The organism is Gimesia alba, assembly GCF_007744675.1.
GTDB lineage: Bacteria > Planctomycetota > Planctomycetia > Planctomycetales > Planctomycetaceae > Gimesia > Gimesia alba.
The window spans coordinates 4955174-4966943 of the sequence record NZ_CP036269.1 but is presented as its reverse complement, the minus strand read 5'-3'; the positions used below and the strand labels follow the sequence as shown (position 1 = coordinate 4966943).

The 11770-nt window shown below is 48.8% G+C and carries 7 protein-coding genes; 2 read left to right on the top strand and 5 right to left on the bottom strand.

Annotated elements, in window-relative coordinates; translation table 11 throughout:
• Positions 1–36: 36 nt before the first annotated feature.
• The 4 genes from Pan241w_RS18510 to Pan241w_RS18495 are packed head-to-tail and all read right to left on the bottom strand — an operon-like array spanning position 37 to position 4033.
• Positions 37–297 (bottom strand): FmdB family zinc ribbon protein, encoded by a 261-nt coding sequence (locus tag Pan241w_RS18510; protein WP_145218698.1) that lies wholly within the window; start codon positions 295–297, stop codon positions 37–39.
• Positions 298–328: 31 nt separating this feature from the next.
• Complete coding sequence (locus Pan241w_RS18505) at positions 329–1321, bottom strand: ABC transporter permease (RefSeq protein WP_198000012.1); 993 nt, start codon at positions 1319–1321, stop codon at positions 329–331.
• A 44-nt stretch (positions 1322–1365) separates the two neighbouring features.
• On the bottom strand, positions 1366–2898 hold the full coding sequence (locus Pan241w_RS18500) for a sugar ABC transporter ATP-binding protein (protein WP_145218694.1): 1533 nt from the start codon (positions 2896–2898) through the stop codon (positions 1366–1368).
• Positions 2891–4033 (bottom strand): sugar-binding protein, encoded by a 1143-nt coding sequence (locus Pan241w_RS18495; RefSeq protein WP_232107191.1) that lies wholly within the window; start codon positions 4031–4033, stop codon positions 2891–2893. Before Pan241w_RS18495 ends, Pan241w_RS18500 begins: the two co-directional genes overlap by 8 nt.
• A 349-nt stretch (positions 4034–4382) precedes the next feature.
• On the opposite strand from Pan241w_RS18495, the gene Pan241w_RS18490 reads away from it, so the two are divergent.
• Both Pan241w_RS18490 and Pan241w_RS18485 read left to right on the top strand, forming a co-directional pair.
• On the top strand, positions 4383–7310 hold the full coding sequence (locus Pan241w_RS18490; protein ID WP_145218690.1) for a c-type cytochrome: 2928 nt from the start codon (positions 4383–4385) through the stop codon (positions 7308–7310).
• 199 nt (positions 7311–7509) lie between these two features.
• Positions 7510–8781, top strand: a complete 1272-nt coding sequence (locus tag Pan241w_RS18485; protein ID WP_232107190.1) for a hypothetical protein — start codon at positions 7510–7512, stop codon at positions 8779–8781.
• 43 nt (positions 8782–8824) lie between these two features.
• Here Pan241w_RS18485 and Pan241w_RS18480 read toward each other — a convergent pair whose 3' ends face one another.
• The gene (locus Pan241w_RS18480; protein WP_145218688.1) at positions 8825–11719 is read right to left on the bottom strand and encodes a c-type cytochrome domain-containing protein; all 2895 of its coding nucleotides are present in this window, start codon (positions 11717–11719) and stop codon (positions 8825–8827) included.
• Between the last annotated feature and the right edge of the window lie 51 nt (positions 11720–11770).

Genomic DNA, 11770 nt, shown 5'->3' with positions numbered 1-11770 from the left:
AAGAAGGATTCAGGAGCGGAATGATGCAGCGGGCAGTTAGTGTTGGTGTCGACAGCAGTTGGAACGGCCGCATCCGGGATCGGCCATTGGGAGCTGTGACTTTTTATTGGAACTCTCCCCTTTAAACAGGAGTCCACCCGAAATCAGGCGTTCGATGGGAGTTGCTTTGGGAGTTTTCTCCAAGGGAATCCCGGCTTTCTGACAGAGTTCTCCCCAGGTCTTGAGCGATTCCGACATGCGATGGCTGACTTCGACAGTTTTGCCGTTGGCCTCGCAATAATATTCATAAGTAATCATGCTGATTTATCCACGATGTAACTGAGAGAAACTATCCGGAGGTTTGCCTTGCCTGTAGAACCGCTCTGCGTTTTTGGGCATAGCGTTTTACCAGTTCGTCTGTGATCACTCCGACTAATATCACTGCTCCAATGATAGCAAATTCCAGTTGGGAGGGAATCCCCAGCATGGTAATCGAATTGCGGAGAACCCGCATCAGGGCTGCACCAATCACCACCCCCAGAATGGTGCCTTCGCCCCCACGAATACTACAACCTCCTAAAACAGCGGCTGCAATGGCGTATAGCTCGTAAAAATTGCCGATGCCTTCCGGTTGGACAGAGTTAATATCCAATGCAAATAAGACGCCACCCACGCCTGCTAAAAAGGAGCAAATGACGTATGACATGATCACCACCCGGTCCGTCTTGATGCCGGAATAGCGGGCCGCTGCTTCGTTATTGCCGATCGCTTTCAGGTAACGCCCAAAAATCGTTTTGTTTAAAAAGAAAGCCGCCACAATAGCCAGACCGAGCATGATCAGAAAGGGAACGGGTAATTTGAACCCTTCCCAAAACGGGATTTCGACTTTTCCGGTTGCCAAATAGCGTAATCCGGTATATCCCGTTCCAAATCCCTGCGTCTGATCCTCGGTGATTCCCCGGGCAATCCCACGGTAAATCAGTAAGCCACACAGCGTCACAATAAAAGGTTGCAACTTGAGCTTGGTAATCAGTAACCCATGAATCAGCCCGATGGCAATTGAGATTGCTCCTGAAAGAAGCAGTGCACTCGCGATTGAATATTGTTTTTCTACGATCAGATAGGGCAATAGACTGCCAACCAGGCAGATGACCGAACCAATGGAAAGATCGATACCCCCGGAAATAATGACGAATGCCACACCGATACTGATGATGCCGAATAATGACGTTAACCGGATCACATTTTGCATGTTGTAAGCAGATACAAAATTCTCATTCGAGACCGCCGTCACCACGCACACGACAATTAATAAAATTAAAATGCCCAGGATTTTCTTCATGATTCAAACTCTTCAGCGCTGTTCTGTCTTTGAAATATATTAGCTCAAGCAGTCACTGCTTTCTCTGTTTGTCCGGTCGCCAACTGCATGATGGCTTCTTCACTCAGTTCGTCTCGAGACAGTTCTCCCGGCAGCTGTCCTTCATGCATCACCAGCACACGATCTGAAATGCCGCGAATTTCTTCCAGGTCACTACTTACGAACAAGACCGCCATTCCTGTGGAAGCCAGCTCATTCATCAAATTATAAATCTCTTCCTTGGCACCCACGTCCACGCCTCGTGTGGGTTCATCCAGCAGCAAAACTTTCGGTTTCATCGCCAGCCACTTTCCCAAAACGACTTTTTGCTGGTTTCCCCCTGACAAAAACTGAACAACCTGGTGATCGGTGGGAGTCTTGATTTTCATTGCGGCGATCATTTCTTCTGAAATATCTCGCTCTTTTGAAAAATTGATCATTCCCAGCAGTTTTCGATCACGAGAGAGACTGGCCAGACTCATATTCTCGCGAACCGCCATTTCCAGTACGAGTCCCTGCAATTTGCGATCTTCGGGAACCAGTGCCAGGCCAGCTTTGATCGCATCCCGAGGAGAATGAATTCGCGTTTCTTGACCATTCACGAAAATCGCTCCTCCTTGGGGGGCATCGATTCCAAACAGAACCTGCATCAACTCAGTTCGCCCTGCGCCAACCAGTCCCGCAATCCCAACGATCTCATTCTTCCGGAGCGAAAAGTTAATCGGGTGTGTTGGGTTTACCGGCGTCCGCAGATTTTTTACCTCCAGAATCATCTCGCCTGGCGAGTGAGGAGTATGAGTAAAAAACTGGGACACACTACGTCCCACCATCAGTTGTACCATCTGGTCGTGCGAAATCGAATCGCGATCCAGATCACCGGCGTTTTCCCCGTCACGCAGCACAACGACCCGGTCAGCCAGATCGTTCACTTCCCCCAGACGGTGAGAAATATAAATGATACTGACGCCTTGTGCTTTTAACTCCCGGATCACAGAAAATAAAGCTTCCGATTCATGCAGAGACAAAGACGAGGTCGGCTCATCCATAATCAGAATTCGGGCATTAATCGACAGCGCTTTGGCAATCTCGACCATTTGCTGCTGCCCAACCGTCAGGCTCCCCACCAGTGTATAAGGCGAAACATTTAACCCCACACGTTTCAGCAGTTTTTCCGATTCGAGGTATGTTTGCTTCTGACGAATGATGCCGCTCGAATTAGGTTCACGCCCCAGGAAAATATTCGCTGCAATATCCAGATTTTCACAGAGGTTTAATTCCTGATGAATTAAAGCGATCCCACACTCGAGGGCATCCTCTACGCTGGAATTCGAGATGCGTTTTCCGTTGATCAACAGGGTTCCGGAATCCGGGGGTTGGACACCTGCCAGAATCTTCATCAAGGTGCTTTTACCGGCTCCGTTTTCCCCGATCAATGCCAGTACTTCCCCGTGACCTAAAGTCAGACTGACCTGACTCAAAGCTTTCACACCTGGGAACTGCTTGGAAATCTTCTGTACTTTCAGAAGCGGAGCTGAGTGAGCCGAACTGGAATTACTCATCCGCCTTAGCATCTTTCTGTTTTTCGGTAGATGTTTTAGTTTCTGTTTTCTCTAACTCAGATTTGCCGTTCTTTGTTTGATCGGTATCACCGATCAGAGATTTCAGCTCAGCCCAGAACTCTTTCACATTGTCTTTGGTGATTTTGCGAGCAGGAATATGAATGATTTTATTTTCTGGTATGACAGATTTGTCGCCGTTGGCAAGCGCGTTCAGAACACGAACCGATTCATATCCGTACTGGTAAGGATTCTGAACGACGGTTCCTTCGACAGTCCCGTCAACGATCCCTTGTAGACTGGTTTCATCTTCATCGAATGAAATGACTTTAATCTCATTCAGTTTCCCGGCATCACGAATCGCTTCTAAACACAGCGGAGGATTGTAAGCAAACAGACCAACCATACCTTTCAGGTCGGGGTTATTGGCAATCGCATCCTGAGCATTGGCTTTCGCTTGTGGGAAATCAAAATCGTCCAGACGTGTATCCAGGATCGTGTATTTCTCGTTTTTGATGACTTTTCCCGGCTCATCATAGCGTGTGTTATCATGCGAGCGATCCATCAATTCATCGATGACTCCTTGCCGTCTTAGCTTCGCATTGGCTTGTCCCAGTCGTCCGACAAACAGCATGATTTCACCGCCATCGGGCAGCGCTTCCTTGACCAGTTCACCACACATGCGGCCCGCTTTGTAGTTGTCCATGCCAATATAACATTGCCGCGGACTCTCTGGTGCATCGGAATCCTGTGTGACCAGAATGGAGTTGTCAGCGATTTCCTGTAACAGATCATTCTGATTATCAGGGTCGATCGGGCTAATGGCGATTCCATCAATGCCTTGCGCTAAAAGTTCCTGCACCATTCTTTTTTGATCGGTGACACCTTTGGGAGGCATGCGAACTTCTACATTCACATCCAGATCCTCTCCCGCTTTTTCTGCGCCTTTCTGTGCAATCACCCAGAACGAAGCGATCCCATTTGTGACAAAGGCCACATCATTTTTTTCTGCAGATTTTGAACCTGTTGCGTCAGAACTCTCATTGCCTTTTTGCTGATTACAGCCCGCAAAGAGGAATGAGATACTTAATAATGTTGCTAAAAAGCGGCCATTCCGAATCAATTCACGACAAGTCATCAAGTGAGGCTCCTTGTTTGTATGTTGTGCAGAAGATCAGATGTGATTGAAAATAATATGATGATTGACTTAGTTATATGATGCAATGATTTCGTAGAAATATCGAGCTTACCTGATAGAAATCAAATAAATAAAAATGAATACAGTCCAGTTTTCAATGCATCAACCAACTGTTATTATGCAAGATAGCGATATTTGGTGATCCGGGTTCCAGCACCAGGAACCCCGTCCTGTTTTCAGATTAAGGCGAAATGAGGCATTCCCGTTTCGAAAGATCGATCAGGCCAACCCAACACGACAATTCGGTATTATTTCATTTTCCATTTGACATCGGAGCAGGGGCAGCAACGTGATTCAAGCACTCAAAACTTTATCCATTGCCGTTAGTGCGGTACTGGTCTCACAGTCGTTAATGGCAGACGACGCCAGTCAATCGCAGTCGAACCAGAAGTGGACCTTCACGGGCAGTGACCATGGTTGGACTGCCTATACAGATTGTACTTTAGATGTGAAAGATGACGCACTCCAGGTTCACAGCACAGGCAAAGATCCTCATTTTGGCCGCGATCTCAAATCTCCTGCCGGCTGGAAGAAAGTCAAACTGCGAGTGCGGTCTGCTCATAGATTAAAGGGGGAGATCTACTGGAAAACGCAGAAGCAAAATGCATATTCCGATTCCCGTTCAGAAAAGTTCCAGACAAGAAACAATAATAATAACAAATGGCAGGATCTGGCATTTGTTTTTTATGCAGATTCAGAATTGACGGGCCTGCGGATTGATCCTGCCAGTCGAAAAGGTTTGGTCGAAATCGAATCAATTTCACTGGAAGATACCGAGCCTCCTGCTTCAGCATCAGCCACTCCCGTCGATCAAATTAAATTGCTGCCAGGATTCAAAATCGAACTGCTGTATTCCGTTCCTACCGATGTGCAGGGTTCCTGGGTCAGTATGACCATTGATCCCAAAGGACGGCTGATTGCCTCGGATCAATACGGCGACCTCTACCGGATTACTCCTGCCAAAATTGGTTCTCAAGTCAACGATACAAAAGTTGAAAAGCTACCCGTTGATATGGGGATGGCACACGGCTTACTGTATGCGTTTGATAGTCTGTACGCAGTTGTGAATGGTGGCAAGGAACGTCCTTCCGGCTTATACCGTCTGAAAGATACGAATGGTGACGATCAGTTTGATGAAGTCAAATTCCTGAGAGAAATCAAAGGGGCAGGCGAACACGGGCCGCATGCAATTATTCTTTCGCCTGATAAAAAGTCACTGTATATCGCCGCCGGTAACCATACTGATTTGCCTGCTCCCGAAAAATCGGTCGTGCCCCAGAACTGGGATGAAGACTTACTCCTGCCTCGACTCTGGGATGCCCGCGGCCATGCCGCCGGTAAACTGGCACCGGGTGGCTGGATCTGTCGTACCGATCCTGAAGGAAAAGAATTTGAAGTCGTCAGTATTGGGTTCCGAAACGAGTATGACATCGCCTTCAACCCTGAAGGAGAATTATTTACTTATGATGCCGATATGGAGTGGGACGTGGGTTCGCCTTGGTATCGTCCGACTCGTGTGAATCATGTGACCAGTGGAAGTGAATTCGGCTGGCGCTCCGGTACCGGAAAATGGCCCGACTATTATCCTGACAGTCTACCTGCGATTGTAAATATCGGTCAGGGATCACCAACGGGGATCGTCTTCGGAACTGGCACGAAATTTCCCGCAAAATATCAGGAAGCATTGTTCATTTCTGACTGGAGCTATGGAATTATTTACGCCGTACATATGAAGCCGCAAGGTGCTTCCTATGTTGCAACATACGAAAAATTTGCGTCCGCCACACCGCTTCCTGTAACGGATCTGGTAGTCAATCCTGTCGATGGCGCGTTTTATTTTACAATTGGCGGTCGTAAGACACAGTCTGGCTTATACCGGATTACTTACACCGGAAAAGAATCAACGGCTCCCGCAGAACCGAAACCGGATCAGCTAGCAGCCCTTCGGGAATTGCGTCGCGATCTCGAAGCATTTCACTCGCAACGGGATGAATCCATTGTCTATTCCGTCTGGCCTTACCTGGGGCACGCTGATCGACATATTCGCTATGCCGCACGCATCGCACTGGAGCATCAGCCTGTGGAACAATGGCAGAACTGTGTTCTGTTAGAAAAAGATCCCGCAACGCTGATCAACGCCGGCATCGCCTTAGCCCGAAACGGCAAACCAGGGTTTAAAACGCCGTTAATTAACCGGTTGAAGAGCCTCGACTGGAATGCCTTAAGCCAGACACAGAAAATGGATTTACTGCGGTTGTACCAGCTCGTATTCATTCGATTAGGAGAACCAACGGAAAAAGAACGCAAAGAAGTGCTCGCACAAATTAACGGCGCTTATCCGGCTCAGAATTCGTTCATGAACCGTGAGCTAAGTCAGGTTCTGGTTTATCTGAATGCTCCCAAGGTCATTGAACGCACCCTGGAACTGCAGGATAAAGCACTGACTCAGGAAGAACAGATTCATTATGCAAAAGTACTCAGCAGTCTGACGACTGGCTGGAATGATGATCTGCGTAAGAAATATTTTGAGTGGTACTTAAAATCAACGGCTCACAAAGGGGGCATGTCATTCAATAAATTCCTCGTGAATATTCGCGCGGAGGCAATTAAAACACTGACTGATGCCGAGAAGGAAACCCTGAAACCAGTTCTGGAAGTGAATCTGGAAAAAGCGGAGCCCATTGCACAAGGACCGCCACGACCTTTTGTCAAAAAGTGGACCGTCGATGAACTCTTGAATGCAGCCAATACCGATAAGGTTCAGCGAAACTTTGAGCGGGGGCGGGAAATGTTTGCCGCTGGCACGTGTTTCAAATGTCATCGCTTCGCCGGTGAAGGCGGAACAATTGGACCGGATCTCACCGGAGCCGGTGGTCGCTTCAATGCACAGAATCTGCTGGAGTCAATCATTGAGCCTTCCAAAGTGATTTCCGATCAATACGCTTCAACCATGTTTCTTCTCGATGATGGTCGAGTGGTGAACGGACGCGTCATCAATTTGCATGGTAAAAATTTGATGGTGCTGACCGATATGGCGAACCCCAGCAATTTGACCAGCGTCAACCGGGATACGGTGGAAGAAATGATGCCTTCCAAGTCGTCGATGATGCCCACAGGCCTCGTTGATACGTTGACCAAAGAGGAAGCGTTGGACCTGTTGGCCTACTTGCGATCAGGGGGAAATCCTGATCATGAGTTGTTTAAGAAAAAGGACTAGTTCTGGATAAGAATTTGATTCCTGTGGAAGCGATTTGAAAATCATCAAACGCTTCCCAGGAATTTAGTCGGTTCGCATGCGATCAATCATGCGGTCGTAGTATTAAGCTGACTCCAGGCGATCCCGTTTTCTGCGCAAGAAGGGGAGCATTTCGGTCTTTGAGTCAACAACTTGAATCCGATAAGGGCTAAAGTGAACCATGAAGAATCCTCAGTTGATGACTCGCAGAGACTGGTTGGCCGGCGCAGCAGCCGTCGCCAGTGGAGCCACTGTTCAACATGCAAGAGCCAACATTACAGAGCCAGTCAAAGCGAAGTCGGTCGCAGCGGTGGTATCCATTTATGAACCCAAAACTCACGCCGATGTGTTGATTGGGAAAATTCTGGAGGGCTGGAAACAGGACGGCGGAGCAGGGCCGGCGCTGAAGCTTTCCTCATTGTATGTAGATCAGGTTTCCGATCGGGACATGTCTCGTCAGATGGCGGCAAAATATAACGTGCCGATCTTTGATACGATTGAAAAAGCGGTTACTGTTGGCAGTGATCGAATTCCTGTGGATGGCGTCATCAGTATCGGCGAACATGGGGACTACCCCTTAAATTCCAAGGGGCAGCAGCTTTATCCACGTCGGCGTTTTTTCAAAGAGATTACTGATACCTTTCAGAAATACCACCGCGTGGTGCCGGTGTTTAATGACAAACATCCCGGCCCCGTCTGGGTTGATGCAAAATGGATGTATGATCGTGCTCAGGAGTTGAAAGTTCCTTTCATGGCTGGTTCGTCATTACCTTTGACATACCGGAAACCAGAACTCAAGTTACCACTGGGAACTGAGATCGAGTCAGCGGTCGGAATCGGCTATTCTGAGCTCGACCGATATGGCTTTCATGCACTCGAGTGTTTTCAGTGTCTGGTCGAGCGACGCCGGGGAGCAGAAAGCGGCGTGGAATGGGTGCAATATTTAGAAGGGGACGCCATGTGGAACGTCCTCGATGAAGGACTCGTTTCCCAGGATGTCTTTAATGCTGCGCTGGCAGCGGTTCCGAAAGTCAGGCAGGGAGATGTTCGTGACGATTCAGATGCCGGGCTGTTTCTCTTCAAGTACAACGACGGGTTTCTGGGAGTACTGTTCATGCTGCAGTCCGTGAATCGTACTTCAGTGGCGTTGAAGCTCAAAGGGCAAGCGAAACCTGTGGCCACTCAGTTTGAAGAGCGAACCGAGCCCGCCCATCCGCATTTTGCGTATCTGTTAAAAAGCATCGAAAGCATGATTCACACAGGCCGTCCCAGCTATCCCGTCGAGCGGACCATCTTAACTAGCGGCATTCTCGATCGGACTTTAACCTCACGCTTTCTGGACGGTAAAAAACTGAAAACGCCAGAGCTGGCGATTCGTTATCAACCCGTTGCCTATCCTCACGCACCCCAGCCGGATTTGAGTTCGAATCCATCGCAGCCGTTAGTCAAATAAAGCGTACCTGTCACGTGTTAACATGACTTGCCCGGTTAACATTTTATTTCGAACTTGCGGCCAGCTTATCTCTCTGTTTGACATGCAGTAACACAGGAATGGAAGTCTGTTTTCCATCCTGGGCGGCTTGCAAATGGAACAGTCGTGTTGTCTCAGGCACCCACTTGGCAGCGGTCAGGTAAAAGGTTCGTTCGTTTTGATTATCCAGCAGCAACAGGCCGTTCAAGCCGATATTGTCCACGTAGACTCCGTGCGGCAGATTACGTCCCGCATACTCACGACCAAAACTGACCACACCGTTGTAACCGTTTCGTAACAGTAGCACCTTTGCGGCAATAGTTTCTCCAGGATGGATGGTCAGCTCCAGCGGCTTGTCCGGAATTTGCTCCAGGTTGTCGCCGGCTACGGTTATTGGATTGATTTCCAGCGACACCATACGAATGATTAACTTCGGTCTTGGAAGCAGTTGGACCGTTCCCAGGGAATTCACTGCATGGGTTTGTTTCACTCCTGCGATGGTGGCGATCGCGGTTACTTTGATCGGAGTATAACGGGCATCGTCGGGTCGCGTTGCGACCAGTGGACCTTCAGACTCTGCAATCGGATCAGCAGAAATAACGCCGTAAGCACGATCATGACCGGCTTGAATGATGATTGGACTGGTCACATGAAACCCGGGTGGCACGTCGGAAAGATCAACTTGAATCGGTCCATCAAAGCCATCCAACCGCTGGGCGACCACTTCAAATTCTTTACCGCTGCCCGCGTTGACTTTGGGGTTGGCTCCTTTCAGTGTGACTTTAAAATCAGGTTTCCGGGGACGAACCGTCAATTCGTAATGAAAGTCTTTTCCCTGAAAGCTACGGACATCTGAAACACGCACATAGTAGACGCCGTCTTTCGGGGCTTTGAAGATCAATCGCGAATCATCGCCCAGTTCGCGGCGGCCGTCATCGTTGTTCTCATAATAAACAGTGAAAACAGGCAGACCGTTAGGAGGTAACTCGGTTCCGACCGGATGTGGTTCGACGATATAACACGGTTCGTGCAGTGCGTGCGTAATTGGGCTGGTTCCAAAGTAAGTATAGCGCTTACCGCCGCTACCGGGATAGACGTTGAAGCCTGAATCGGGACCACGCGGATAGAGCCAGAGTTTGACGACTTCGCCATTCGCATACAGGTATTCGTTTAATTCCATCTCCTGCCAGTTTTGAATTCGGAAATCGTTCAGAATATTTGAGTCTTTTCCGCGAAAGGTAAAATAGGAATCGCGGACAGCCTGCAGTAAGATACGTGGAGTCTGATTTCCTTCTGCATTCAGGACTTCAATTTTGGAGTCGAGTTTAGATTTTTTACGAGCGGCATTGGTTTCAATGAGCCATTCTTGCCCCGCTTTGGATTCAAAGCGGTACAGATCCACGTCTGCTTTGTTTTGTTGAGTAGACTCAATCACACCGCTGGCGACAATCGCGGGAGATGTTAAAACCGTTGCCTGGGCAGGTTGGTTATTGGGCTCTACTTCTTTGATCTGAATTACTTGGGGAGTGTCTTTACGAAGTGGGGAAGTCGTTGCATCTGTTTTCGCGACTTGCTGTTTTCCAGTCGGTGCGGAAAGCGTGGCCGGGAGTGGGAATCGTTTTAAGAGTCCATTGCTGAAACCGACAATCGATGTATTAGAATCAGGGGAAAACGCAACGGAGGTCGGAATGGTGGGCAGATTTTCGATCACATGTAAGAGCTGAAGCTGATTCGCATCCCAGATCTTTAGAGAAAGGTCATCAGAAATCGACCCCAGCAGTTTTCCATCAGGAGAATGTATGATTTGAATCACTGGATTTTCATGGGCAAACCGGGCATAAATCAGAGGATTGATTTTTGCAGATTTACGAGAAACAAATTTCCATTTACGAATTCGATTGTCCGCACCAGCAGCCAGAATCGAGTTACCATCGGGACTGAAGGAGACTGTGACCTGTTCCTTGAGTGGCTGGCTGCGGGTATCCAGACGATTGCCGGTTGCGACCTGCCAGACTTTGACAGTGGAGTCGGCGGAGGCACTGGCGAGTGTGGTACTGTCCGGGCTGAATGCCAGATCAAAGACGGCCCCATTGTGGCCCGTCAGCGAACGAATCTGTTTTCCTGTCGCTATATCCCACAGAATAATGTTCTGATCGTAGCTACCCGTCGCCAGCGTTTTTTTATCTGGACTGATCTGAGCGGCGTACAATACGTCTCGATGACCAACAAATTCTTTCAGTTTCTTGCCAGTGGCCACATCCCAGATGTCAGCCTGGCCGAATAAACCTGTGGTTCCCGAGGAAGTGATCAACCATTGTCCATCCGGGCTGAAGCGAACGGAATTCACCTTGCCCGGGAGGCCTTTGATCGTGCGAACAATTTTGTTCGAGGCTCCCGAGAGTAGATCGACTTCAGAATAACGGGCAATGGCAATGAAATCGTTGGTCGGTGACCAGGCCAGCGAGGCAATGGGTTTGGGAACTGTTTTTGACGGTGCGATTTCAGGCACCATCAATTCTCTGCGGGCCGGAGTCTTCCCGGAAGGCCCTTTCGCTCCCTGCTTAACCCACTCCGTCAGTAATGTGATTTCCCGGGAAGTAAGTTTCTCTCCACTGTCTTCCGGCGGCATCACTGGTTTGGCTTCACCCGTGATCATGCGAATTAGACGGCTGCTCTTGCTGTCACCCGGGAGAACTGCGGGACCATGTTTCCCCCCTTTGAGCAGACCGGCATAGGAATCGATGGCGAATTTTCCTTCGGCATCATCGACACTGTGGCAGCCTTCACAATATTTTCGAAACAGAGGGGCGATCTGTTTTGAGTAATCAATCTGCGTTTCGGCGGCCTGCAGAGAATCTGCCGGGAAGATCAACAGAATGAGTGAGCAAAGCAGGATGGTTTTTGACAGGAGTTGTAACATCGATGACCTCAAGTCAGCTGTATATAAAAGTGTGTATGATAATTAATGAGT

What these genes read in the sequence shown, in the direction of transcription:
- Pan241w_RS18510 (WP_145218698.1), bottom strand. Translation starts at nt 297, where the DNA reads ATGATTACTTATGAATATTATTGCGAGGCCAACGGCAAAACTGTCGAA.
- Pan241w_RS18495 (WP_232107191.1), bottom strand. Translation starts at nt 4,033, where the DNA reads ATGACTTGTCGTGAATTGATTCGGAATGGCCGCTTTTTAGCAACATTA.
- Pan241w_RS18505 (WP_198000012.1), bottom strand. Translation starts at nt 1,321, where the DNA reads ATGAAGAAAATCCTGGGCATTTTAATTTTATTAATTGTCGTGTGCGTG.
- Pan241w_RS18480 (WP_145218688.1), bottom strand. Translation starts at nt 11,719, where the DNA reads ATGTTACAACTCCTGTCAAAAACCATCCTGCTTTGCTCACTCATTCTG.
- Pan241w_RS18500 (WP_145218694.1), bottom strand. Translation starts at nt 2,898, where the DNA reads ATGAGTAATTCCAGTTCGGCTCACTCAGCTCCGCTTCTGAAAGTACAG.
- Pan241w_RS18485 (WP_232107190.1), top strand. Translation starts at nt 7,510, where the DNA reads ATGAAGAATCCTCAGTTGATGACTCGCAGAGACTGGTTGGCCGGCGCA.